Origin of the sequence: Geminicoccus harenae (genome assembly GCF_019800005.1) — a bacterium.
Taxonomy (GTDB): Bacteria; Pseudomonadota; Alphaproteobacteria; order Geminicoccales; family Geminicoccaceae; genus Geminicoccus; species Geminicoccus harenae.
Map to the genome: position 1 here is coordinate 105,260 of NZ_JABGCL010000017.1, position 23,914 is coordinate 129,173.

21 protein-coding genes are annotated in these 23,914 nt (G+C 68.3%); 6 read left to right on the plus strand and 15 right to left on the minus strand.

The features are described from left to right. Positions 1-2,049 carry an aminodeoxychorismate synthase component I gene (gene pabB / locus HLA95_RS16790; protein ID WP_222183923.1) on the minus strand — a complete coding sequence of 683 codons (2,049 nt, stop codon included), beginning with the start codon at positions 2,047-2,049 and terminating at the stop codon, positions 1-3. Positions 2,050-2,190: 141 nt separating this feature from the next. Here pabB and HLA95_RS16795 point away from each other — a divergent pair, with 141 nt between their 5' ends. Further along, positions 2,191-3,171, plus strand: coding sequence for a L,D-transpeptidase (locus HLA95_RS16795; RefSeq protein WP_222183924.1), 981 nt, complete (start codon positions 2,191-2,193; stop codon positions 3,169-3,171). A gap of 5 nt (positions 3,172-3,176) precedes the next feature. On the opposite strand, the gene HLA95_RS16800 is transcribed toward HLA95_RS16795, so the two are convergent. The 4 genes from HLA95_RS16800 to HLA95_RS16815 form a co-directional block, all read right to left on the minus strand. Next, a complete protein-coding gene (locus HLA95_RS16800; protein ID WP_191062083.1) occupies positions 3,177-4,112 on the minus strand; it encodes a cyclase family protein in 936 nt (311 codons plus the stop codon). 80 nt (positions 4,113-4,192) lie between these two features. Continuing rightward, on the minus strand, positions 4,193-4,438 hold the full coding sequence (locus tag HLA95_RS16805) for a hypothetical protein (protein ID WP_191062084.1): 246 nt from the start codon (positions 4,436-4,438) through the stop codon (positions 4,193-4,195). A gap of 191 nt (positions 4,439-4,629) precedes the next feature. Beyond that, positions 4,630-5,997, minus strand: a complete 1,368-nt coding sequence (locus HLA95_RS16810; protein WP_222183926.1) for a S8 family peptidase — start codon at positions 5,995-5,997, stop codon at positions 4,630-4,632. A gap of 11 nt (positions 5,998-6,008) precedes the next feature. Then, positions 6,009-6,881, minus strand: coding sequence for an MBL fold metallo-hydrolase (locus HLA95_RS16815; RefSeq protein WP_222183928.1), 873 nt, complete (start codon positions 6,879-6,881; stop codon positions 6,009-6,011). Between the two features lie 102 nt (positions 6,882-6,983). Here HLA95_RS16815 and HLA95_RS16820 point away from each other — a divergent pair, with 102 nt between their 5' ends. Beyond that, positions 6,984-7,346, plus strand: a complete 363-nt coding sequence (locus HLA95_RS16820; RefSeq protein ID WP_191061470.1) for a dihydroneopterin aldolase — start codon at positions 6,984-6,986, stop codon at positions 7,344-7,346. A gap of 87 nt (positions 7,347-7,433) precedes the next feature. Continuing rightward, complete coding sequence (locus HLA95_RS16825) at positions 7,434-7,628, plus strand: hypothetical protein (protein WP_191061471.1); 195 nt, start codon at positions 7,434-7,436, stop codon at positions 7,626-7,628. Between the two features lie 16 nt (positions 7,629-7,644). Here HLA95_RS16825 and HLA95_RS16830 read toward each other — a convergent pair whose 3' ends face one another. Both HLA95_RS16830 and HLA95_RS16835 read right to left on the minus strand, forming a co-directional pair. Further along, positions 7,645-8,667 carry a glycosyltransferase gene (locus tag HLA95_RS16830; RefSeq protein WP_222183930.1) on the minus strand — a complete coding sequence of 341 codons (1,023 nt, stop codon included), beginning with the start codon at positions 8,665-8,667 and terminating at the stop codon, positions 7,645-7,647. A 2-nt stretch (positions 8,668-8,669) separates the two neighbouring features. Further along, on the minus strand, positions 8,670-9,623 hold the full coding sequence (locus tag HLA95_RS16835; RefSeq protein WP_191058547.1) for a glycosyltransferase family 2 protein: 954 nt from the start codon (positions 9,621-9,623) through the stop codon (positions 8,670-8,672). A gap of 273 nt (positions 9,624-9,896) precedes the next feature. Here HLA95_RS16835 and dps point away from each other — a divergent pair, with 273 nt between their 5' ends. Further along, positions 9,897-10,385 (plus strand): DNA starvation/stationary phase protection protein Dps, encoded by a 489-nt coding sequence (dps, locus tag HLA95_RS16840; RefSeq protein WP_191058548.1) that lies wholly within the window; start codon positions 9,897-9,899, stop codon positions 10,383-10,385. Positions 10,386-10,523: 138 nt separating this feature from the next. Here the strand turns inward: dps and HLA95_RS16845 are convergent, their stop codons facing one another. From HLA95_RS16845 to HLA95_RS16865, 5 genes are all read right to left on the minus strand, one after another. Then, complete coding sequence (locus tag HLA95_RS16845) at positions 10,524-10,703, minus strand: CsbD family protein (RefSeq protein WP_191058549.1); 180 nt, start codon at positions 10,701-10,703, stop codon at positions 10,524-10,526. A 105-nt stretch (positions 10,704-10,808) separates the two neighbouring features. Then, the gene (locus tag HLA95_RS16850) at positions 10,809-12,134 is read right to left on the minus strand and encodes a glycosyltransferase (RefSeq protein ID WP_222183934.1); all 1,326 of its coding nucleotides are present in this window, start codon (positions 12,132-12,134) and stop codon (positions 10,809-10,811) included. Between the two features lie 15 nt (positions 12,135-12,149). Next, entirely contained in the window at positions 12,150-13,424 is a 1,275-nt protein-coding gene (locus tag HLA95_RS16855; RefSeq protein ID WP_191058550.1) for a nucleotide sugar dehydrogenase, read from the minus strand. A gap of 316 nt (positions 13,425-13,740) precedes the next feature. Next, the gene (locus HLA95_RS16860; protein ID WP_223861409.1) at positions 13,741-15,171 is read right to left on the minus strand and encodes an O-antigen ligase family protein; all 1,431 of its coding nucleotides are present in this window, start codon (positions 15,169-15,171) and stop codon (positions 13,741-13,743) included. Positions 15,172-15,250: 79 nt separating this feature from the next. Beyond that, positions 15,251-17,542 carry a GumC family protein gene (locus HLA95_RS16865; RefSeq protein WP_191058552.1) on the minus strand — a complete coding sequence of 764 codons (2,292 nt, stop codon included), beginning with the start codon at positions 17,540-17,542 and terminating at the stop codon, positions 15,251-15,253. A 591-nt stretch (positions 17,543-18,133) separates the two neighbouring features. Between HLA95_RS16865 and HLA95_RS16870 the strand changes: the two genes are divergently transcribed. Further along, positions 18,134-19,627 (plus strand): sugar transferase, encoded by a 1,494-nt coding sequence (locus HLA95_RS16870; protein WP_223861410.1) that lies wholly within the window; start codon positions 18,134-18,136, stop codon positions 19,625-19,627. Between the two features lie 446 nt (positions 19,628-20,073). Here the strand turns inward: HLA95_RS16870 and HLA95_RS16875 are convergent, their stop codons facing one another. From HLA95_RS16875 to HLA95_RS16885, 3 genes are read right to left on the minus strand one after another with little or no spacing between them, the layout of a single operon-like run. Beyond that, positions 20,074-20,787 (minus strand): hypothetical protein, encoded by a 714-nt coding sequence (locus HLA95_RS16875; RefSeq protein ID WP_222183936.1) that lies wholly within the window; start codon positions 20,785-20,787, stop codon positions 20,074-20,076. Between the two features lie 3 nt (positions 20,788-20,790). Next, positions 20,791-21,672: an ABC transporter permease gene (locus HLA95_RS16880; protein WP_223861681.1), complete on the minus strand. Its 882-nt coding sequence runs from the start codon at positions 21,670-21,672 to the stop codon at positions 20,791-20,793. Positions 21,673-21,711: 39 nt separating this feature from the next. Beyond that, a complete protein-coding gene (locus tag HLA95_RS16885; RefSeq protein ID WP_223861680.1) occupies positions 21,712-22,791 on the minus strand; it encodes an ABC transporter permease in 1,080 nt (359 codons plus the stop codon). Between the two features lie 799 nt (positions 22,792-23,590). Here HLA95_RS16885 and HLA95_RS28320 point away from each other — a divergent pair. Further along, on the plus strand, positions 23,591-23,722 hold the full coding sequence (locus HLA95_RS28320) for a hypothetical protein (RefSeq protein WP_255513280.1): 132 nt from the start codon (positions 23,591-23,593) through the stop codon (positions 23,720-23,722). Positions 23,723-23,914: the final 192 nt, after the last annotated feature.

A 23,914-nucleotide genomic window follows, 5' to 3' on the forward strand; every position in this document is an offset into this window, starting at 1 on the left:
TCATCCGTTCTCCCCGTTTTCCGTTTCCAGGCTGCCGCCCAGCGCGGTCAGCAGGGCTCTGCATTTGAGGCGGAGCTCGGCCAGTTCCTCGGCCGGGTCGGACAGGTCGACGATCGCACCGCCCGCACCGATCCGCACCGTGCCGTCATGCAGCACGGCGGTGCGGATCACGATGGAGAGATCGACGCTGCCATCCAGGCCGACATAGCCGATGGCACCCGAATAGATCCCGCGCGGCCGGCCCTCCAGCTCGTCCAGAATCGCCATGGTGCGCAGCTTGGGGGCCCCGGTCATCGAGCCGCCCGGGAATGCAGCCTCGATGCACCCGACCGGTGAGCTGCCGGCGGCGAGCTGGCCGCGGACGGTCGACACCATCTGGTGGACGGTCGCATAGGGCTCGATGGCGAACAGGCCCTCGACGCGGACGCTGCCGGCCTCACAGACCCGGCCCAGATCGTTGCGCAGCAGATCGACGATCATCAGATGCTCGGAGCGGTCCTTGACGCTGGCACGCAGCCGCTCGGCCAGTATCCGGTCTTCGGCCGCATCCCGGCCTCTGCGGACGGTTCCCTTGATCGGGCGGGCCTCGACCGCACCATCCGGCCCGATCCGCAGGAAGCGCTCGGGCGAGGAGGACAGCACGGCCAGGTCGCCGAAGCGCAGGAAGGCCGCGAACGGCGCCGGGTTGACCTGCCGCAGCCGGCGATAGGCGGCCCAGGCGTCAATCTCGCCTTGGGCCACCAGCTCATTGGTGAGACAGACCTCGTAGCTCTCGCCGCGCCGGATCGCCGCCTTGGCCGCGTGGATCTGCACCAGATAGGTCTGGTCGTCCTGGTGAGGGACAAAGCGCAGCGGTGTTGCCGGCGGGCGTGGCGGGGGGAGGGCAGGGACCTCCCGGATGCGGGCCGCGGTGGCATCGAACCAGGCCGCGGCACGCCTAGCCGCATCCGCATGGTCGGCCGCCAGCAGGACGATGCGGTCTTGCAGGTGATCGAAGGCGACGATGCGATCGGCGAAGATCAGCTTGGCATCCGGCGTCGCGGCCTGGTGGGCGGCTGCTGCCCCGGCATCTGCCTTCAGCTCGTAGCCGAGATAGCCGACCCAGCCCGGCAGGCACGGCACGTCCAGCCCGACCGGACGCTCGACGCGGCGCTCGGTGAGCCAGCGCTGGAGGGCGTCGAACAGCCGCTCCTGGGACTCCACGCCGTTCACCAGGAGCTCCTGCCCCGCCACGCAGTAGCTGATCTGCTCTGCCAGCGGACCGGACGCGTCGCCCATGAACGACCAGCGGCCGAGCGGGCTGGCCGCAGCGGCGCTGTCCAGCCAGAACGCGTCCGCCGAATCGCCGTAGAGGGCGGCAAAGCAGCGTTCGGGCGAGACATCGCTCGTCAGCTCCCGGGTGAAGATCCGCAGGCCCGGGGAGGCAGTGCCGGCCGGGTGGGGAGGCGGCTGCCGTGCTGGCCAGGGCCGTCCCCGGGGGATCTCGGCCAGGAAGTTGCGCAACAGGCCTGCCCCGTGCTCGGTGGCGATCGATTCCGGGTGGAACTGGACGCCGTGGACCGGGCGCTCCTGGTGGCGCAGGCCCATGATCGTGCCGTCCTCGGCAAAGGCATTGGCCACGAGCCCGGCGCCGGGCCGGGTCACCAACAGGGAATGGTAGCGGATCGCCTGGAAGTCTTGGGGGAGGCCCCGGAACAGGCCGGTTTCGTCGTGGCGGATCCGGCTGGGGCGGCCATGTATCACCGTGGCTGCGTAGTCGATGGCCCCGCCATGCTCCACCGCCAGGCCCTGATGACCCAGGCACACGCCGAGGATCGGCCCATGGAAGGCAGCCAAGATCTGCGTGCAGATGCCGAAGTCGCCCGGCCGGTCGGGGCGCCCGGGGCCTGGCGAGATGATCACCGCCGCCGGGTCGAGCCTGGCCAGCAGGGCCAGGTCGAGCGCGTCGTTGCGCAGCACGAGCGGCAGCTCGCCCACCACCTCCGCCACCAGATGGGCGAGGTTGAAGGTGAAGCTGTCATAATTGTCGATCAGCAGGATCCGCATCATCGTCGCCAGGGCCGGCCTTCGGGGGAGGGGTGGCCGCTGGCGCGGCAAAGCACAAGGGCCACTGCCGATCCCGCTTGCCCTGGGCCCGCCGCCGCGAAACGATGGCCTTGGCTGAACCCGAAGCCGCCGGAGCTACCTGCCGTGCCCCCTGCCTCCATCCGACGCCGCGCGCTCCTTCTCGGCATGGCCACGGGCGTCGTGGCGGGGCCAGCACTCGGGCAGGCGGTCGAGGACGACCATCTCCTGAAACCCGGCCAGTTCGCTTGGCATCCGGAGCGATCGCCGGAAGGGCCGGTGGCAGTGATCGTCTCGCTTCCCGACCAGCTTACCCATGTCTATCGCAACGGCATACGGATCGGCGTCTCGACCTGCTCCACCGGCCGGCCCGGCCACGCGACGCCGACGGGCGTGTTCACCATCCTGCAAAAGCAGGTCGACCATCACTCCAACATCTATGACGGTGCGGAGATGGCGGACATGCAGCGGCTGACCTGGACCGGGATCGCACTGCATGTCGGCGGCCTGCCAGGCTATCCCAGCTCGCATGGCTGCGTGCATCTGCCGCGTGCCTTCTCCGACCGGCTCTACGCGATCACCCGGGTCGGCACGGTGGTGATCATCGCGGACGCGACCTCGGCACCGGTCGAGATCGTCCATCCGGGCCTGCTGCTCTCATCCGCGGCCGAGCGCGAGATCGACGGCGAGCTGCAGGCCAAGGCCGGGCAGAAGCTGCCGGTGGCGGGTGCTGCGGCGCCGGCCGGGCCCCTGGCGATCCTGGTCTCCTCCGCCGACAAGCGCTTCGTGATCCAGCTCGGCGGCGACACGGTGGCATCGGGTGCGGTGACGATCGCCGATCCGGCCACGCCGCTGGGCGAGCACGTCCTGGTGCTGGCCGGCGCCGGCCGGGACGGTGCGCGCTGGCAGGCATTCCGCCACGGCCAGGAAGCGGGTGGACCGCCGGAGCCCCGGCCGGAGCAGATCATGGCGCGCGTGCAGGTGGACGAGGCGGGGCGAGCGGCGATCGCCCGGCACCTGCACCAGGGCGCTCTCCTGATCACCACCGACCTGCCGCTGACACCCGACCGGCAGAGCGGCAGCGACCTGGTCGTGATCAGCTCATAGCAGCGTCACGACTGCGGCGTCGGCCGCATGACCCCGTCGGCGCCGCGCCGGAGCGGTGCCGGCTGCTTCGGCAAGGGGGCCCCCGGCGCCTCGGCGATGGTGACGCCGTGCGGCCAGTCCGCGGGTGCAATCGCGACATAGCGGGCATAGCCGCCGGTACCGCCCAGCGGCTTGGCAAAGCCGATGGTCACCAGCGCGCCGGTCGGCGGCACCCGGTCCAGGTTGGTGACGCCCTCGGCCTGGGTGAAGTGATTGTGCAGAAGCCAGGCCTCGCCCTCGAGCGTCGGCGTGGCGTCGGTGTCCAGCGGCTCGTGGCCGTGGAACAGGATCCGGCGCTCGAGATGGAGGAATTTCAGCGCGTCGAGCCCGACCCCGGGAAAGGGCTTGTCGTTGAAGTGCGCGACGTCGTCCCACTTCTTCGACCAGTCGGAGCGGACGAACACGACCGACCCCTCGGGGATCCGGCCATGCTCCTGCTCGAACGCCTCGATGTCCGCAACCTGGAGCGCGTAGCCGGGATCGGCTGCGACCTTGGCGGACATGTCGATCACGACCAGCGGCCGGATGGCGAAGGTGGGCGGAAGGTCGCTGATGGTGGCGCCATACTCGTCCCAGTGCGCCGGCGGATCGAGCTGGGTACCGTACTGGTCGGTCGGCAGCTGGTAGGCGGAGGCGACGAAGCCGTGCCGGGCGTAGGTGAACTCCTCGCCCTTGGCGACATAGCCTTCGATGTCCCGGCCGGCCACGGCAGGACCGAAGGTGGCGTTGGCGAAGCCCGGCCATACCGGCTGCACCGGGGCGAAGGCATGGGTCAGGTCGATATATTTGGCGCCCTTGAGCTGCTGCTCGTAGATGCCCCAGAGGCCACCATCCTGGGCGCTCGCCGGGGCTGCCAGTGCGGCTGCCAGCACGATGCCGGCGCAGATCCTGATGCCATCCATCCGCGTTCCCTCCAGCCAAGGACGGCGCAAGTTCGCCATACCGAGGCAGGACCGAGGATGATCGCGCCGGGCGGGCGGCGCTACTGGATCTCGGCGTTGGGCGGCGCGATCTGAAAGTGGCGGCAGCGCTCGACATGCGCCACGCCCTTGACCCGGCGCAGCCGGCTCAGGACCTGTGGATCGTCGACCGAGCCGGACACGGTGCCGAGCATGGCCATTTCGTTCTCGATGTGCAGGCCGGCGTCGGCCATCTCCTGCAGGACATCCGCGAAGTCCTTGAGCCTGGCCTCGTCGACCGACACCACGACGTTGAGCCTGTCTGACATTCGAAGCCCCGCGAGGTACCCACCAATATATGGTGGGCGTTCGATCATAGTGAACGTGCCTCGAATCATGGGGCTGGACAAGGTGCCACGCAGGGATGGGAAGACGAAGTGACGAGAACAAAACTAGAACATTTAGCGAACACTTGCGTTTGAGCTACGCAAGTATGCACAGAAGTGATCGCACCTGCCGGTCAGGCCGGCGCCTGCACCAGGCCCGTGCCGACGTCGCGGGCCGGCTGGTCCAGGCGCCGGGCGGTCTGCACCAGCCGCGCCCACAATGCCTGGCCCCGCGCATTCGGATCGGCCTCGGCGAACAGGGCGGCGATGCCGGCCACGTGCGGGGTGGCCATGCTGGTGCCGTTGATCGTGTTGTAGAGCGTGCCGGGCCAGGCGGAGTAGACGGCCACGCCCGGGGCGGCGAGGTCGATCTGGCCGCCCTGCGGATTCAGGCCGGCGCAGGAGAACCAGGCGACCTCCAGGCGCTGGTCGACCGCCGCTACCGCCATGATCGAGGTGCAGTTGGCGGGATGGCCGACCGGGGCCAGCCGATTCGGCCGCTGGCTGCTGTTGCCGGCCGCCGCCACGATCAGGCTGCCCGCCGCGAGTGCCCGTCGCCCGACCTGCTCGAACACCGCAGACGGCGTGGCGTCGGCGGCCACCGGTGCCCCCAGCGACATGGAGATCACCGCGCAGCCATTCGCCAGCGCCCAGTCGATCCCGGCCAGGATGCTGCCGTCCGAGCCGCTGCCCGCATCGCTCAGCACCTTGCCGGCATAGATCGTCGCGTTGCCGGCCACCCCGTAGCGCGGCAGGCGCTCCGGCCGGAGCGGCCCGCAGGCCGTGCCGATGCAGTGGGTGCCGTGGCCGTTGCCGTCCTGGACCGCCTCGCCGGCGATGAAGCTGCGCGCCTCGATCGGCAGGCTCTCAAAGTCGGGATGGTTCAGGTCCATGCCGGTATCGAGCACGGCCACCCGGATGCCCTGGCCGGTCCAGCGGCTGGTGGTGGCGCGCACCGCCTGCAGCCCCCAGGTGACCTCGCTCTCGCCGGCTTGCGGCAGGAGGCCGGCACGGCTGCCGGCATCGCCGATCAGCCGGTCCAGGATCGCGTTCACCCCGTCACGGTAGCCGCGCAGATAGTCGATCGACAGGTTGCCGGTCGCCGTATCGTTCGGTCGGGTGGGTACCGGCTCGGGAATGCCGATCCGGCCGTTCGCCAGGGCGTGGACGACCCGCTCCGGCTCGATGGCCAGGATGCCCTCGTCCGTGCCGACCGAGTTCAGGGCGTGGAGTTGGTCCGGAGGGGTGGCGACCACCGCCACCCGCAACTGGTCGAACAGGATGCCGTCGGCCTCGGCGAGTGCGGTCTGGATGGACTGCTCGCCGAAGTCGCGAGAATGGGCGAGCTTGAGGCCGGCCACGCTCTTCAACGCCGAGATCCCGGTCCGCACGTCGTCCTCGGGCAGGAGGACCAGATGGCGGCCGGTCAGGCCGGGTGTCGACGGCTGGGGATGGGGCAGGGCTTCGGCACGGCTGCCGCGGCGGGCTCCTGACTTGGCCAAGTTCGTCTCCTTCAGGCGACCGCTTGGAGGTTGCGGCGATGAACGGCCTCGTAGGCCGGATGGTACAGGATGGTTCCGGCGGCGAATGCCTCGGGCAGGAAGCCGCGCAGGTCGGCCTGGCGCAGCGCCGGCTCGGTCCGGCTGCGCAGCAGCTTCTCGACATAGTGGCGGGTGGCGTCGATCAGGCCGGAACCGTAGCCGCCGGCGGCGATCCGTTCCGGCGCGCCATGGTTCGGCAGGATCCGGCCGATCGCCCAGCCGGCCATGCGCGCCAGCCCGCCCAGATGCGTCTCCAGCCGTGCCGGCTCCACCACATAGGTGATCGGGTCCTCCAGCGTGTCGCCGGCCAGCATCAGGTCGCGATCGGGCAGGACCAGCACCGTGCCGTCCAGGCTGTGCACGTCGGCATGTCGCAGCTCTGCCGCCATGCTGCCTACGCGCAGATCCAGCCGCTCCTCATAGGTGGTGCGGGGCATGACGAGCGGCCGCACCGGCGGGTCGCCATGCTCCAGCTCTGCCCGATGGGCCAGCAGCGCCTCGGCCGTCAGCCGGTGCGCGATGATCTCGCAATCGGCGAACACCTCGTTGCCGGCGATATGGTCGACATGCCAGTGGCTCAGCACCACCCGGGTCCGCCGGACGCCCGCCTCGGCCAAGGTGCGGCGGATGAGGCGCGCGTGCCCGAGCGAGATGTGCGTGTCGTACACCAGCGCCTCCTCGCCCTCGACCAGCGCGTAGGTGCAGGTGCCGAGGCCGAAGGCACCGTCGTCCAGCCAGTTGGGGTCGGCCGAGTGCAGCCGGAGCCCGTCGATCCGGCCGTCATAGAAGGCGAGCAGGCCCGGTTCTGGCCGCAGCACGCGCATGGTCGAGCCCAGTTCCCCCACCGATCCCGTCTCCCGCCCGGTTGCTTTCGCCAGATTGCTACTGGATCCGGCCGATTCCCAGGTTCAAAAGCCTGCGGGCAAGCCGGCAGACAGGAGGTGCCGTTGCAGGACCGACAGACCATCCGGCTGAAAGACCTGGTGCTGGAGCTGCCGATCGGCGTGTTCCCCGAGGAGTTCGGCCGGACCCAACCCGTCGAGATCGAGGTCGAGGCCTGGCGTCTGGCGGGTGCCTTCACCAGCGGCCGCTACGAGGACTGCCTGGACTACCACCGGGTCTATCGCCACCTGACGGAGGTCTGGCCGACGCGGGCGCATCAGGCCCTGCTGGAAAGCTGGGCCGAGGATCTGGTGCAGTTCGTGTTCCAGGACCCGCAGGTCGAAGGCTGCCGGGTGCGGCTGGCGAAGCTGGCCATCTATGACGGTCGCGCGGTGCCGGAAGTCGAGTTCGTCCGGGTGCGCGGCTGACCCGGTCGATCGGGCGGCAGTGCCTGGAACCGCGCCCCGGGCCGGCTGTTCCTCCGAAGTACAGCTTTGGAACAGGAAAGAGCAGCCATGGCCCAGATCGATCACCGGGTGACCGAGCCGGGGCGGCATGATTCAAACGCAGTCAAGTCGCCGGTCGACGCGAGGCAGGGGCGCAAGTTCGGCCGGATGCGCTACGTGCTCATCTTCGGCGTAGCGCTTGCCATCCTCGCGATGCTCCTGGTCTATGCCGGCGTCTTCTCCAGCCCGCCGGCGCAGCCATGACCGGAGGACGGGCGGATCATTCGATGATCCGCTCGATCCGGTAGTCGCGCATGTCCTTGGTATAAGCGAAGGTCACGATCTCTCCGATCAGGCCGACCGCGATGATCTGCACGCCCAGCACCACCATCAGCGAGGACAGGATCAGGGCAGGGCGGTCCACCAGCGGCGTGCCGAAGGCCAGACGGGTGAACACCAGCCACCCGGTCGCCAGCAGGCCCAGCGCCAGCACGGCCAGGCCGAACCCGCCGAAGAACCGGAATGGCTTCTTCAGGAACTTCAGCAGGAAGAAGACCGTCACCACGTCCAGGATCAGGGAATAGTCGAGCGGCGCGGACGTGTCCCTGGGCGGCAGGCCGCCACCGGGCCGCACGGTCTGCTCGACCACCTTGAAGCCGTGGCGCAGCGCCAGCAGCGGGAAGAAGCGGTGCTGGTGGCCGTAGAGGACGATCTCCTCGGCGACCTCGCGCTTGAGTGCGCGCACCCGGCAGCGCAGGTCGGCGAACGGCGACTGCAGGATGCGCTTGAGCACCCATTCCATCTTGCCCGCACCGAACACGGAGCCGCCGACGCCGCTGGTGCGCCTGGCCACCACCATGTCGGCGGAATCCAGCCCGTGGACGAGGTCGGGCAGGTCGGCCGGATCGACCTGGGGTTCCGGCACCAGGGTCAGGATCCGCGGGGCCCGGGCATGCTTGAAGCCCACCGACAGCGCTGCCGCCTCGCCGAACGTCTGGTTGAACACCAGCGCCCGCACGCTGTGCCCGGCCTCGCGCGACAGGGCCTCCAGCGCGGCCGTGGCCCGCGGGAACTGCCCGTCCAGCACGTAGATGAACTCCACCGGGCCGAACTCGGCGAGCGCTGCCGCATGGCGCTCGTGGTCGTGGCGGATCGTGTCGCTTTCCCGGCTGACCGGCACCACGACCGAAAGCTGGTAGTCCGCCCCGACATCGCCAGTACCGCCCGGCTGCGGTGCCGTGAGCGCGGGATCGTCGGAATGCAGGAAAGCAGTGGGGCGGGTCATGAGGTCCGAAGCAGACATGGTCACGGGACTTCCCTACCGGCGGGGCGGACGGCGAGATCGACGAAGGGTGCCAGGCTCTTCGACCTGGCACCCCAGATCAGCTGGCCGAGCAGCGCCAGGAAGATCAGGAACAGGGTTAGGGCACCGAACAGGAGGGTGACGCCGGCGAACACCACCGACGAGCCGGCATAGGACGTGTCGGCGAACACCACGGCGGCGACCGCCGCCATGAGGGTCAGCAGCAGGGTCAGCATGGTCAGGCCGCTGAGCCACAAGAGCGGGGCACGCGCGAAGGTCAGGACGGTGCGGATCGAGATCAGGTCGACGAAGACCTTGTAGATCCGGGAGAAGCCGTACTTGGACGAGCCGTGCATGCGCGGATGGTGACGCACCACGATCTCGGCGATCTTCGGCCGGGCCAGCGAGCTCATGGCCGGGATGAAGCGGTGCATCTCGGAATAGAGCGGGATCCGCTTGATCAGGTCTGCCCGGTAGGCCTTGAGCGAGCAGCCATTGTCCTTGATCGGCACGCCGGTGACCCAGCCGATCAGCCGGTTGGCGACCTTGGAGGGCAGCACGCGCGACCAGTGGTCCTTGCGGTCCTTGCGCCAGCCCACCACCAGGTCGTGGCCGGCCTCGATCTGCTCGAGAAAGCGCGGGATGTCGCGCGGGTCGTTCTGCAGGTCGCCGTCCATGGTGACCAGCACCCTGCCTTGCGCCACGTCGATCCCGGCCATCATCGCTTGAGTCTGGCCGTAGTTGCGGCGGAACTTGACGATGCGCACCTTGGGCTTGCCGTCGCGGGGGAGCTGGCTCAGCCGCTCGACCGTCCGGTCGCGCGAGCCGTCGTCCACGAACAGGAGTTCCACCGTCCGGTCGATCGGCGCCACCGCGTTGCGGATCGCCTCGTACATCGGCAGGACATTGTCCTCCTCGTTGTACACCGGCACGATGATCGACAGGTCGACGGACATGTTGCTCCGGAAGCGGCGGCATCAGCCATGCGCGCTGCGCAGGCTCTTTCGGCAGGCTGTGTAGTCCTTCACCGTTTCCATGAAAAGCGACCCGTCCGTTTGCGCACCCTTGGGTGCGTCAACAGGGCCACATCCCGGCCCTGTTCTGGCCATGAACGCAAACCAGACCTGCCATGATGGCGGGTCGGTTCTACGGAACGCCGTGCGCATACCCCGGTTAGGAAGGCGGCCAACGACAGTGCCGCCGGAGCAGCGGCGCGAAGGAGCATGTTCATGAAGAACCACCCGACCAGGAACGACACCCCGTCCAACGCCAAGACGACCGTGATCGGCATCCTGAACCGGAACCTGGCCGCAACGATCGACCTGGCGCTCGCCACCAAGCAGGCGCACTGGAACCTGAAGGGGCCGCAGTTCATCGCGGTGCACGAGATGCTGGACGGGTTCAGGGCCCAGCTCGACGGCCATTCCGACACCATGGCCGAGCGCGTGGTGCAGCTCGGCGGCACCGCGCTGGGCACCACGCAGAACGTGGGGGAGGCATCCGCCCTCAAGGCCTACCCGACCGACATCTATGCGGTGCAGGACCATCTCCAGGCGCTGATCGAGCGCTATGGCGACCTCGCCAACATGGTGCGCAAGGCCATCGACGAGTCCGAGGAGGCCGGCGATGCCACCACCGCGGACATCTTCACCCAGGCATCCCGCGACCTGGACAAGAACCTGTGGTTCCTCGAGGCACATGTCCAGGAACCGCGCTGAGGCCCTGTGCCGGCACCATGAAGCCGGCGCTGCCGGACGCTGAATGCAACAAGAGGGCGCGCCCCTGGCGCGCCCTCCTGCCTTATCCCAGGATCGGGCGGGAGTTACAGCCGTCCGGCCGCCGCTCCCGCGCTCCGATCACTTCTTCATGCTGTCCCCGACACCCTTGGCGGTGTCCTTCACGTCCTGCGCCGCATGCTTGAGGTCGCCCTTGGCCTGATCGGTATGGCCTTCCGCCTCGGTGCGACGGTCGCCCGTGACCTTGCCAGCGGCTTCCTTGACCATGCCCTTGGCCTTGTCCGCGGTACCAGATGCCATCTCGAATTCCTTTCACCGAAGATGGCCTAGTAACCCCACCGCCCATAGGCGGGTTCCGGACATGAGGGCCAGCTGGAGCGTCACATCGGCGCGAGCCGCAGGACCTCAGGCCGGCACCAGCCGATCGGCCGCCGGCACGCCACGCTTTTCCTTCAGGGCCGCCAGCATGTTGGCCTCCAGCCGCAGCCAGTGCGCCTCCCAGGTCCAGTTCTCCTGGACATAGCGGCGCCCCGCCAGCCCCAGACGGGCAGCCCGCGCCTCATCCCGCAGCAGCGCCACGGTCTGCCGCGCGAACTCGTCGGGTGCATCCGCAATGATCAGATGCTCGCCAGGCGTGGCGCGGATGCCCTCGTTGGCCACCGTGGTCGCCACGGTGGGCTTCGCCATGGCGAGGAATTCCAGCAGCTTGTTCTGCATCCCGGCCCCGGCCATCACTGGGTTCACGCAGACCGCGGCCCTGGCGATATAGTCGGCCGGATCCGGCACCTCGCCGGTCACGGTGACACCCGGCCGGCTGGCCAGGGCGGTCACCGCCGGCCTGGGGTTGCGGCCCACGATCATCAGGCGGGCGTCCGGTACCTCGGCCCGGATCTTCGGGAAGACGTGCTCGGCGAACCAGATGGCCGCGTTGGCATTGGTGTTGGTGCCCATGGCGCCGGAAAACACCAGCATGTTCGGCTCGACCACCTCCCGCCCGCGCGGGACGTAGCGGCCGATATCCACCCCGTGCGCGCCATACACCCAGTTGTCGACCTCTGGCTGACCGTACTCCCGGCAGACCTGGCGGACCTCCTCGACGTCACGCTCGCCGATTAGCACCACCCGGTCGAAGTCCTGCCAGACATGGGCCTCGTAGCGCCGCACCAGCCGCGCCTCGGTGGAGAAGATCAGCTTGTCGCGCAGCGTGGTGAAGGTCTCCATCATCCGCCGCGTGTTGAGCGACTGCGAGACCTGCATGGCGAGGAAGGTTACGGCACTGCCGCGCGGCAGGCCGCGAATGCTCTCCGCCCCGCGGATCGTGTAGCAGTAGACGACGTCGGCGCTGCCTTCCGCCAGGATCCGGCGCACCGCTTCCCGCTGGTCGTCGTTGGAGAACCAGCCGACCTGGAGCGGCAGGCGCCTGGCCAGGCCGCGCGCCATGCCGAGCAGGCTGCGCCGGCGGCCCTGCGGCATCACGGTCAGGGTGCGGCAATGGGCCCGCAGCCACGCCTCGTTCTCCGGTGTCAGCCGCTCGCCGTCGTCCAGGGTGAGCAGGTCGACCTCGTGGCCCCGCGCCTTCAGGAAGGCGATCAGATGGGCCACCGTCATCTGGTCGGCGCGCTTCATCGGCAGCGGCAGCCGGCCATAGACGATGGTGATCCGGAAGGTTTCCCTGGCGGGCTCGACCTGCATGGTCATCGGCAAGCCCGACTTGCCAGCTCCGTGTGCCATGACGTGTCGCCCCGCTCAGAGCCGATGGATCGGGAACAGCTTGACCGAGCCGCCCAGCCGGTCGACCACGCCCGGCATCGCCTTGCCCACCACCACGAGGTCGGCCTCCGCGGCCGCACCGGCCACGTCCTGGACCAGGATGCTCGACAGATGCGGCAGGTGCTCCTGGACATAGCGCTGGTTGGCGCCGACCAGCTCGTCGGTCTTCAGGTCAGGATCGTAGATCGAGAGGCGGTAGCCCTTGCCGATCAGCTGCTCGGCCAGGTCGAGCAGCGGGCTTTCCCGCAGGTCGTCCGTGTCGCTCTTGAAGGTCAGCCCGAGCAGCAGCACCCGGCCGCCCACCGGCAGCCGCCGGCCGATCTCCTGGACCAGGAACTGCTTGTGGCTGGCATTGCTGGCCAGGATGTTCTCCATCACCGGAGCGCTCACCCCCTGCTCGCGCATGCAGGCCGCCAGTGCCCGCACGTCCTTGGGCAGGCAGGAGCCGCCGAACGGGGTGCCCGGCCGCAGGTAGTAGGACGAGATGTTGAGCTTGGTGTCCGCCAGGAAGATCTCCATCACCCGCTGCGGCGGGATGTCGAGGGAGAGCGCCAGCCGGCCGACCTCGTTGGCGTAGGCCACCTTGAGGGCGTGGAAGCTGTTGTCGGCATACTTCACCATCTCGGCCACCGCGAACGGCACCTCGAAGATCGGCGCGTCCAGCCCGTCGCAGATGCCGAGCAGCTTCTTGCTGGTGCCGGGCTCGCGCTCGCCGATCACCGTCTTGGGCGGGGCGAAATAGTCGGCGATCGCCGTGCCCTCGCGCAGGAACTCCGGGTTATAGGCGACCTCGTAACGTCCGCCCGGCGCCTCGCCCGCCGTTTCCAGCAGGTTGGGCAGCACCACCTTGTCCATCGAGCCCGGCAGCATCGTGCTGCGGAACACCAGCAGGAGCGGGGGCTTCGCCGGATCGCGCCGGCGCACCGCCTCGCCCATCTGCCGGGCGATCTTCACGACATAGGACAGGTCGAGCGAGCCATTGGGCTTGCTGGGCGTGCCCACGCAGATCAGCGCCATGTCGGCGTCCAGCACATGGTCGCCGATCTCGGTGCTGCCGAGCAGGCGGCCGTCGGCATGCCCGGCCCGCAAAAAGCCGTTCACGCCCGGCTCATGGATGGGGGAGCGTCCGGCCGATATCGCCGCGGCCTTGTCCGGGCTGATGTCGACACCGACGATGGTATGCCCTTCGCGGAGCAGGCATGCCGCCACCGTGGCACCGACGTAACCGAAACCGCAAACGATAATCTTCATACGCAGATCCACTCCAGGAGACCGGCAGCAGGCACGCGCCGGCGCGTGCTCTCTGCCCGCCACGTCCTGCCCATCCTCGCCGGGGACCGACCCACCGCAGGAGGGGACGCCTGTCCCATCTCCGGTTGGGCTCCCTTACCGATGAGCCGGACCAATAACCACCACTCACGCAGGTAACCAGACGCGGCGCCGGTTCGCCGCCGCCGCAACCACATAGTAGAGCCCGATCCCGGGTGGATCACGATCCATGCACTGCGAGGCATAACGGGGTGCCGCCATGGCAGCGGTGCCACAGCCAGCACCCCCGGGAGCCCCGTCAGCGGGGCGCGGACGGGCCGTCGAAGTCCTCCACGATCCGCGGCCGCAGGCGGCGGAATTCCGCCAGATCCTCGGCCTCCCCGGCACGCCAGGGGCGATCGCCGTCCTCGTCCCAGGCCTCGTCGGCGTCCTCGTCGTCCTCCTCATCGGCATCGTCCGGATCCTCGGCCGCCCGCACCAGCAAAAGGCCCAGCATCAGGAAGACGGCGCGGTTCTCCTGCAGGTCACCTGAGGTCATGGCGTTCATCAGGGTGTTGATGGTCAGCATCGCCGTGGCGAGCAGGAGCGGGTCGGTGCGCAGGCGGTGGACGGAGATGGGCTTCAGGCAGACCCAGAACAGGGCTGCGATCATCGCCAGCCCGACCAGACCGAAGTCGAACATGATGTCCAGGATCATGTTGTGCGGGTGGTCCTGGAAGTCGCCGTTATGGATCAGGATCGGCCAGCTCCCGACCCCGAAGCCGAAGATCGGCGCCCGCGGGATCCAGGTGAAGGCGGCGGTGATGTTGAAGCTGCGGCGGAAGTCCGACTGGCTGACCAGCTCGCCGGTGGCCACGCCTCTCAGCCGTGCCAGCGTGGACAGGGCGCCGATGTCGACATCGGGCGAGGTGATGGCATAGGCGATGACCCCGATCAGCCCCACCAGCGCCAGCAGGATCGGGATCTGCATGCGCATGACCCGTACCCGCCCCGCCGCCGTGAGCTTCCAGCCGATGACGGCGATCAGCAGCATCGGCACCACGCCGGCGATCAGCGGCCCGCGCCCGCCGCCGATCAGCAGCACCATCATGAACATCCCCAGCAGCGACAGCAGCACCAGCCGGCGGAAGGTGACGCCGCTGCTGGTCGCCCAGAACGCGCATACGATGATGGCGCCCATGCCGCAGACCCGGCCGAAGCCCAGATAGCTGTCGCCGTTGTTGATCAGAAGCCGACCGCGAAAGCCCTGCTTGGCCCAGGCGAGCAGCGCCTCGACGCCCAGCCAGATGGCGAACAGCACGATCAGACGCATCAGCCGCCGCACCCGCTCACGCGAGTTCGCCAGGATCAGCGCGCCGGCGATCAGGCACCAAGTGTTGGTGACGGTGGTCAGGATCAGCTTCTCGCGGCCATAGGAGCGGCCGTCGGTCCAAATCAGCCCAATCCACATGTAGACGACGAACACCGTCCACACCCCGAGCGCATAGGCGCCCGGCAGGTACAGCTTCTCCTGGAACAGCAGGACCAGACCGACCGCGATGCTGAGCGCCAGGAACAGCAGGGTCGGGTCAATTGGGAAGAAGGCGAAGCGGGGATCGGCCTTGTAGCGTCCTGCGAACAGGAACAGCACGAACAATGCCTCGAACGAGAACAGGTCCAGCACCAGCCGGACCAGCGGGTTCCTGCTCCGAAAGCCCTTGATGGGAACGATCTTCGGCAGGTTCAACACGAATGCCAAGGCAGCCGTCCCCTCGTCCCGACTAGCAAAGCGAGCTCGTCCCCGGGCTCAACGCCCGGGGACGATCGGCTCAGTTCACGTAGTAGTCCTGATACTTGCCGTAGTACTGGGCCACGTCGCCATAGCCGTACTGGGCGTGCTTCTTCACGTCGACCTGCGTGACCACGATGCCACCGATCGGCACGTTGGTCTGCCGCAGCGTGTCGAAGGACAGGCTCACGGCGTCCTTCGGGGTCTTGGACCAGCGCACGCAGAACACCACCCGGTCGGCCAGAAGCGCCGCGACCCGGCTGTCGGTGACGCTCATCACCGGCGCGCAGTCCAGGAACACGTAGTCGTAGGTCTGCCGCAGCGTCTCGATCAGCAGGCGCATCTTCTGGCTGTCGAGCAGGTCGGTCGGGTTCGCGGTCTGGCGCTTGACCGGCAGGAAGTCCAGCCCGGTCGCCGGATCGTGCTGCACCACCTCGTCCAGCGTCCGGTCGCCCACCATGAACTCCACGATGCCCGCGGCGACCGGCCGGCCCAGCTCGCGCGCCACCGACGGGTGCCGCAGGTCCAGGTCGACCAGGATGACCTTCTTCTGCGAGCGCGCGGCGAACGTCGCGAGGCTCGTGACGAAGGTCGACTTGCCTTCCTGGGGCAGGGAGGAGGTGACCAGGATCACCTTGGGCGGGTTGTCGATCGAGGACAGCTTCAGCGTGGTCAGCACCGAGCGGATCGCCTCGGTATAGGCGGACAGCGGCTTGGCCACGAGATACTGGTGCGGCTTCTGGTTGCGGCGCAGCCGGTCCAGGCGCGGCACCAGCGCCAGCGGCTGCTGGCCGAGCAGGCGCTCGATCTGCCGCGACGAGCGCAGGCCCTGGTCGCGCCGCTCCAGCAGGAGCGAGAGCAGGGAGCCCAGCACTAGGCTGCCGGCGAAGCCCACCGCGCCGAACAGGCGCGGACCGGCGGTCGACGGACGCTCCGGCGGAGCAGCGACCGACAGGATCTTGGCATCCGCCTCGATCAGCTGCTGCTGCTCGCGGGTCTCCTTGGAGCGCTGCAGGAACTGCTCGTAGAGCGCCCGGCTGGCTTCGGCCTGCCGCTCGAGCTCGCGCAGCTTGATCTCGGCGTCGCGGTCCTTGACCGTGGTGCCCTTGGCCTTGTCCAGCTCGCTCTCCAGCGTCGCGACTCGGGTGCCGATCACCTCGACCTGGTTGCCCAGGTTGGCGGCGATCCGGGCGACCTCGGCCGAGATCTTGCTGTAGAGCTGCTGCTTCTCAGTCGCGATCTGCTGGATCATCGGGTGGCGCGGGCCGAACTGCTGCTTCAGTTCGTTCTCCCGGCGCAGCAGGTCGGTCTCCTGGCCGCGCAGGGCGATGATCACCGGGCTGTTCAGCACCTCCGCCATCGTGTCCAGGCCGGCACCGCCGCCACGCATGTCGCGCGCCAGCCGAAGCGTGGCCTGGGCGGCCGCCAACTCGGCACGGGATTCGATGAGCTGCTGGTTCAGGTCGGCGAGCTGCTGGTCGTTCAGCGTGATGTCGCGCGTCGACACGATGTCGTTCTCGGCACGGAACTTCTCGACCTCGCGCTCCGCCGCCTCCACCTCGCTCCGCAGCGCCGCCAGGCGGTCGTCCAGCCAGTCGGCCGCCTTATTGGTCGCCGCCGACTTGGAATTGATCTGGTCCTCGACGTAGATCTGGGTGACCCGGTTGGCGACGTCGGCCGCCTTCTGGGGATCGGTCGAGGTGAACGACACGAGCATCACGTAGGACGGGTCGTCCAGGCGCACCTCGAAATTGCGGGAGAAGCGATCCACCGCGGCCTGGCGGTTCAGCGTCGGCGCCTCGGTGGCCAGCACCGGCAGCTTCTCCTTGGCCAGCCCGGTGGCGATGACCAGGTTCTCCGGCAGCATCTCCAGGACCATCTCGATCGGGCCGCCGATCGCATAGTCGAGGTTGCTCGGCTGGTTCTCCGGGTCGAGGGCCGGATTGAACTCCGGGTCCTGGAACAGGTTCATGTCGTCCATCACCCGCGCGATCTGGTCGCGCGCGGTGAGCAGGCGCACCTGCGTCGCCAGCGCCGGGGCGTCGCCGGTCAGCCCCGCCACCACCTGCTGCAGGTTCACGACCTGCTCGTTCAGGGGCTCCAGCATCAGGGCCGCAGTCGCGGTGTAGCGCTTCTGCATCTGGGTGCCGGCCAGGGTGGCGATCGTGGTGCCGAGCACCACGAAGGCGGCGATCAGCCATTTGCGGCGCCACAGGATGGCCAGCAGTTCGCCCAGGTCGATCGAATCCTGGTCGTGGTCGGCAGAAGCGGCTGCACCCCGCTTGCCGCGGGGGCCAAGATCGCCGCGGCTCTGCATGTTGTTGGCGTTCATCGCGCTCCGACCGGTTGCACTCTCGCGAGGCGCTGCAGCGCCACCGCATCCAAGGTTACGAAACTTTCACAAAGCTTCTAGCTGATGACAGGAATTATGCTAGCAGATATGCACGGATCCGCCGGGCATCGAGTGCCGCATGCAGACCATGATACACATTCTGACGCCGCGCCGATGCTGCCGCCGGCAAGGTGTGTCCTGGCGATCACCGTGCTCGCAAGGCGGCATGCCGTCGGCCGCGCCACGGGAACCCTCGGCGATCGAGGCGCCCTCTTATCCGATTAGTCCGGGCAACGTAAAGGCGCGCGGAAATCGGCAGGCACGCGTCCAGCGGTCGCGCCCGTCCGGCCAGCCGTCACTTTGTGGCGACAATCGCTGCGTACAAGAGGGTGCCGTGGGAATGGGCGTGATTGAGAAACAGGCGCGTTCGTGCTCAATTCCGCGCCGTCGACGAGTCCAGGACGTCGCCCTGGCAGGGCCAGAGCTCGCGTCCAGCCCTCCGCAACGGCAATCGCTGCCTGTTGCCGCACTTGGTACAATTCTTGAGGGAGGTCGCCTGCCCGCGAACCTCCCCCGGAGACATTCTTGTTGATGTCGGGCTTCTTCGCGACCAGGGCGAGCCAAGCCGGCCGCCGAGCGTTCATCCTGGCCCATGACACGCTCATGGCCGCCCTTTCGTTCGTGCTCGCCATGGCGTTGCGGGCCCCCGAAAGCTGGACCCCGGAGAATACCTATGCCCTGATCGCGGGCACCATTATCTTCGCCGCCGTCTCCGCCTTCGTGTTCTTCTCGCTGAGCCTTCACAAGAGCGTGTGGCGCTGGAGCTCGACCGCCGACCAGATGACCGTGGTCCGCGCGGCCACGCTCGCGGTGTTCCTGTTCGTGCCGACCATGTTCGTGATCGGCCGGCTGGAGGGGATCGGCCGCTCGGTGCCGTTCATCCAGTGGTTCGTGCTGGTGACACTGCTGTCGGGCTCGCGCTTTCTGTACCGCTGGTACATGACGCGGCGGGGCGAGCGGAGCGTGTTCCGCCAGCGCACGCCGATCCTGCTGCTCGGCACGGGCGAGGGGGCGGCGATCTACCTCCATGCACTGGACGCCACGCCCGGTTCGGCCTTCTACGCGGTAGGCATATTGTGCGACCAGGGCACGCTGGTCGGCCGGTCCTTCAACGGCGTCCCGGTGCTGGGCGGTGCCGAGGACCTGGAGCAGGTGCTGGTCGACCTGGAAACGCACGGGATCTTCGCCGAGCGGATGATCGTGACCAAGCCGCTGGAAAGCCTGCCGGCGGGCCTGGTCGGCCGGCTTGGCGGCATCGCCCGCCGCCACGGGGTGGAGATCGATACCCTGCCCGACCTCCTCTCGCTCCGCCTGGGCGGCGGCGGGATTGTGGCCACCGCCGACGAGCCGATGCCGGTGGGCGCACCCCGCTGGCTGGAGGTTAAGCGCTTCCTGGACGTCGCGGTCAGCGCCGGCCTGCTCCTGTTCACCGCGCCGATCTCGCTGCTGGCGGCCTTCATGGTCCTGGTCGAGATGGGCAACCCGGTCCTGTTCCGGCAGGTGCGGCCGGGCCATGGGCTGCGGCCGTTCACCTTACTGAAGTTCCGCTCGATGCGCTCGCCGCGCAGCCCGGACGGCCGGCTGCTGAGCGACCAGGAGCGGACCGGCATGGTCGGCCGGTTCCTGCGCCGCAGCCGGCTGGACGAGATCCCGCAGCTGGTCAACGTGCTCAAGGGCGACATGTCCTTCATCGGGCCGCGGCCTCTGCTGCCGCGCGACCTGGCCGACCTGGCGGACGGGGGCTGGGAACGCTCGCGCCTGCGGCCGGGTCTGACCGGCTGGGCCCAGGTCAATGGTGGCCACCAGCTCACCAACCCGGACAAGATGGCGCTGGACCTCTGGTACACCAGGCACGCCTCGCCCTGGCTCGACCTGAAGATCGTGGTCCTGACCATCCGGATGGTGATCTTCGGCGAGAAGGTGAACCAAGCCGCGATCGACGAGGCCCGCGCCTGGCTCGACCACAGCGGCAGCAGCAGCGCCTTCGAGCCTGCGCGTGAGGTGGGCGAGCGGGCAGTCGTCTAGCCTGCCCGATCCCCGCAGCCAGACCATCTGTGCGGGGACCGACATGAGGACGCAGCCCCCGCGCGTCGGGCCGGCGAGGGTGCGGCAAAGGGCGGCTCTGCCCTTCACTCCTGGGGCGGCGTGAGCCAGTCACCCGAGCACCCTGCCCGACCGGAAATGTCGCTGCCATCGACCAACAACGGGTGGGCAATCCGGTGGCTGGAGTCGCCAGCCAGTCTGAGTGCTCCGGACAGGCAAGTATGGGCCGGTCGAGGCTTGGCCTCCAGGAGTCCATGATACTCGGTCCAGCTTCGCCCCACGCCGGCACTTTGGCGGCGGCAGCAAGGGTGAACCTGCCGGTCTCGCAGCGCTCTCAAGGATGGTTGCATCAGCAAACGAGCTGGCGAGAGACTTGGGCGAACGTCCTTGCGGCGGCCTCGTCCCCTCAGCCTTGTAGCCAGGTCAAGTCAGCCGGCGCCGTCGCGCCGGGCGCGGAAGCGTTTGCGATAGACCCCGGTCTGCGCGTCCAGCTCGTGGCGGAGCTGCTCGGTGGCCTGCAGGGCAGGCTCGTCCAGCACCGAGACGGTGGCGTCTAGCGGCTTGCGGCGCAGCGGGATGAGCTGGGCCACCGGCGTCCCGCGCGGCAGCACGCCCACGAAATCGTCGCCGCGCCAGATCGCCGGGAAATGGGCAAGGCCCGCGCCGTAAAGATCCGTGTCGATCATCCCGGTCAGCGTGATGAAGGGCAGGTCGTGCCGGTTGAAGGGATGACCGGCCAGCAGCGACACGCCGGGCTTGGTCTCGATCGTCCAGAAATTGAGGAACTTCAGGAAGCGCCGGCCCGGCGGCGCCAGCCCGGCACCTTCGCCCTGGGCGGCCGCGTGGAACGAGACGGGGCTGCGCGGCAGGCCGGGCAGGCGCGTGGGCGGGGGGCTCCAGTCCCAGGTGAAGCTGGGGCCGGGGCCGACCTGCAGATCGGCCGGCAGGAGGATCAGATAGCCCAGGCCCAGCGCGTCGATCAGCGGCGGGCAGTGCTTGAGCGTACGCACGGCCGTGCCGCTGTCCGGGTCGAAGGCCGTGCCGGGCATGGACTTCAGCCATGGCGGCAAGCAGGTCGCGGCTGCCACGGGCGGAGGCAGCACGGCCTGGAGCTCCGGCGGGCAGCGGAAGGTGAAGCGCATCCGTCAGGTCGGCTGCAGGGTCGGTTTTCCGGCAAGCCGCAGGTCGACCGCCCGGGCTGCGGCCGCGCGACGGCCAGTCCGGCGCAGCTCCATCCGCCGGTGCAGCTCATAGGCCAGCGCCAAAGCCACCGTCACCGCGATCAGCACCACAGCCAGTGCGTTCACCATCGGCGTCAGGCCGTGGCGGACATTGGCGGCGATCTCGATCATCAGGGTGCGCTCCCCGCCGATCGCGAACACGGTAGTGTTGTAGTTCTCCATGCTCTGGAGGAAGGCCAGCACGCAGGAGGTCAGGATCGCCGGGCGCAGGAAAGGCAGCATGATCCGCCGGAACACCTGGGTGTGCGAGGCGCCCACATCGAGCGCCGCCTCCTCCAGGGTCACGTCGAAGCGCTGCAGCCGGGCGGTGAACAGGAGCATGCAGTAGGCGGCGATGAAGCTGGTCTGGCCGATCGTGGCTAGCAGCAGACCGCCGCCTACGCCGAAATTCTGCCAGAAGATCAGGGTCGAGATGCCCAGGAGGATGCCGGGGGCCAGGACCGGCGACACCAGGATGCCGTAGACCAGGTTGCGCGAGGTCCGGGACAGCCGCATCCGGGTCAGGAGCAGGGCAGCCGCCAGACCGCACGGCACGGCCAGCAGCATCACGCCGATGCCGATCAGCAGCGAGTTCTGGATGCCCACCCACAGTTCCCGGTCGGCGAACAGGGCGGCGAACCAGCGCAGCGTCCAGCCCTGCCACTGGGTCACCGTGGGATAGGGGCTGTCGTTGAACGCAGCCAGGGTCATGATGATGAGCGGACCGAACATGTAGAAAAAGAACAGCACCAGATAGATGCTGAGGATGCGGCCCATCCAGCCGTCGGCACCGCGCGCCCGGATCATGCTCCACCCCCTCCCGCTACAGGGCATCTGGTCGGTGCATCAGCCACGGGCGATGTCCTCCAGGCGCACGCGGAACAGCCGCATCATCAGCAGGACGAACAGGATGCACAGGGTCAGGAGGCCCATCGCGTAGGCGGCACCCATGTTCCAGTTGCTGTGGTCGTAGAACCAGGAATAGATCACCTGGGTGAACCAGACCGAGCGGACCCCGCCCAGGATCTGCGGGACGGCGAACGAGCCGGCCGCCAGCATGAATACCAGGATACAGCCGACGGCGAGGCCGGGCTTGGCGTGCGGGATGATCACCCGCCAGTGGATCCGCATCCAGGAAGCGCCCAGATCGCGCGCCGCCTCGATCTGGTTGCGGTCCAGCGTTTCCAGCGCGTTGTAGACCGGGAAGATCATGAACAGCACATAGGCGTAGGTCATGCCGATGATCACGCCGGCATCCGCATTCAGCCAGTCGAACCCGGGCAGGCCCAGCGCGCGCAGCAAGAGGTTGGCGATGCCGTTCTCGGACAGGATCATCAGCCAAGCGAGGGTGCGCAGCAGCTCGTTGACCCAGTAGGGCACGATCAGCGCCAGCATCAGCAAGGGTGCCTGATGGCCCGAGGCGACATGGGCGATGTAGTAGGCCACCGGGTAGCAGATCACGGCCGCGATCACGGTCACGATCACCGACGCCCAGATGGTCTTGAGGAAGATGCTCCAGTGCAGCTCGCTGATGAGGAAGTGGACGTAATTGTCCGCGCCATAGACCTTGACCGGCCGGGTGACCTGCTCCTCCATCTCCGGCAGGCGCGCCTCGATTGCCGCGACCTGCCCGACCAGCAGCACCTTCTGCGCCTCCAACCCGGCCGCATCGCTGGCGTCCGGCTTGCGCAGCTCGCGATCGATCGTGCGGATCTGCCGCTCGAGCTTCTGCCTGTCCATGTAGAGGCGCTCGATCTCGGCATCGAGCGCCGCGGAATGGGAGCGGTCCAGCCGCCAGAACGAATATTCCATCATCACCGCCTGCGGCAGGACGATGATGCCGAGCATCCAGACCGCCACGGCGACCAGCACGTAGCCCGTCAGGAGCGAACCGTAGCGGCGGCGGAAGTCCAGGATGGCGTGCAAGCAGGCCCTCACGCGCGGACGATGGCAGAAGTGAGCAGAACCGCGCAGTTCCGTCCAGAGTGCAGCAAGGGGCGCAGCGCGTAGTCATGGCGTTGGAAGAGCATTCGTCCGGGCGGCTCACCCAGAGGCCGGCCGGTGGCACGGCGGCAGCGGTGGGATGATTCAGGGGACTCCAGGTCCTGACGTCGACGATGCCGCCCCGCTCGGCCTGTGCCGAGGCGCTATCCGTGAACCCCGATAACCGCGGGCCGGCCCGCTCATGATCGGCAACGCGTCGCTTCAGGGGTAGAAGCGGGATGGGCCACTTGCTGGACAGGGTCTCGCCGTTGGTGATGGGGAAGGGTGTGAGTGCGCTGGATCGCCTCGATCGCCGTGCAGGACGTCGTGGCCCAGTTCTCGCTGGCCATTGTCGTAATGCGCCTCAGCCGGCTTCTTCTCTGGTGAAAGGACCCAACATCTTCTGACGCTCGATGATCGACCTGCGAACCGGGTCGGCTGGCTGCCGGGTCCACCACGCCACCCATGCTGATAGTGCTGCACCGGCTCGTTGGGGCTGTGGGGCTTCCGCTCTGCGGTGAGTGCCCGTCTACACCTTGCCGGATTCCGATCGGGCGGTTCTGAAGAGTGGCTACGCCTTCCAAAACGGTCTTGCCCTTCGCGGCCGGTGCGTATGGAAACAACGACGTCGCCCTAACCGCCTGCCGTCCAATGATCCGCCGGACCATCCCGGTACGACTAGAAACGCTCTTCAAAATAGGTGACGGCCTGTGGAGGTGATGCGTGTAGCGCCAGGCGATCCATGACCGCCGGTGCTGCTGTCACGCCTGAGCACTGTCGCCGGTACTCGACTGGCGTGTCGGACAAGGAATGGACGCTCCTTGCGCCGCTGCTGGAGAAGCATGCCGACATGGCCGAGGCGGCGGATCGCTGACGCGATCTTCTCCCTGCTGCGCTTTGGCTGCCCGATGGCGACAGCCGCCTCATGAGTACCCGCCATCGGTGCCGAGCGTTTTACGACGCGCACGAGCGGCTCCGCTGCGCAGTTCAGAGCGCTAGGTGTACGGTCCCGGGATGTGGTGTGACGGGTCGAGCCTGAACCGATCGGGCTCTTTGGCCCAGGTCT

Bases quoted from the DNA above. Each gene is read 5' to 3' on its own strand.
- pabB (WP_222183923.1), bottom strand. From the start codon at position 2,049: ATGATGCGGATCCTGCTGATCGACAATTATGACAGCTTCACCTTCAAC.
- HLA95_RS16800 (WP_191062083.1), bottom strand. From the start codon at position 4,112: ATGGATGGCATCAGGATCTGCGCCGGCATCGTGCTGGCAGCCGCACTG.
- HLA95_RS16805 (WP_191062084.1), bottom strand. From the start codon at position 4,438: ATGTCAGACAGGCTCAACGTCGTGGTGTCGGTCGACGAGGCCAGGCTC.
- HLA95_RS16825 (WP_191061471.1), top strand. From the start codon at position 7,434: ATGGCCCAGATCGATCACCGGGTGACCGAGCCGGGGCGGCATGATTCA.
- HLA95_RS16830 (WP_222183930.1), bottom strand. From the start codon at position 8,667: ATGTCTGCTTCGGACCTCATGACCCGCCCCACTGCTTTCCTGCATTCC.
- HLA95_RS16835 (WP_191058547.1), bottom strand. From the start codon at position 9,623: ATGTCCGTCGACCTGTCGATCATCGTGCCGGTGTACAACGAGGAGGAC.
- dps (WP_191058548.1), top strand. From the start codon at position 9,897: ATGAAGAACCACCCGACCAGGAACGACACCCCGTCCAACGCCAAGACG.
- HLA95_RS16845 (WP_191058549.1), bottom strand. From the start codon at position 10,703: ATGGCATCTGGTACCGCGGACAAGGCCAAGGGCATGGTCAAGGAAGCC.
- HLA95_RS16850 (WP_222183934.1), bottom strand. From the start codon at position 12,134: ATGGCACACGGAGCTGGCAAGTCGGGCTTGCCGATGACCATGCAGGTC.
- HLA95_RS16855 (WP_191058550.1), bottom strand. From the start codon at position 13,424: ATGAAGATTATCGTTTGCGGTTTCGGTTACGTCGGTGCCACGGTGGCG.
- HLA95_RS16865 (WP_191058552.1), bottom strand. From the start codon at position 17,542: ATGAACGCCAACAACATGCAGAGCCGCGGCGATCTTGGCCCCCGCGGC.
- HLA95_RS16870 (WP_223861410.1), top strand. From the start codon at position 18,134: ATGTCGGGCTTCTTCGCGACCAGGGCGAGCCAAGCCGGCCGCCGAGCG.
- HLA95_RS16875 (WP_222183936.1), bottom strand. From the start codon at position 20,787: ATGCGCTTCACCTTCCGCTGCCCGCCGGAGCTCCAGGCCGTGCTGCCT.
- HLA95_RS16880 (WP_223861681.1), bottom strand. From the start codon at position 21,672: ATGATCCGGGCGCGCGGTGCCGACGGCTGGATGGGCCGCATCCTCAGC.
- HLA95_RS28320 (WP_255513280.1), top strand. From the start codon at position 23,591: ATGACCGCCGGTGCTGCTGTCACGCCTGAGCACTGTCGCCGGTACTCG.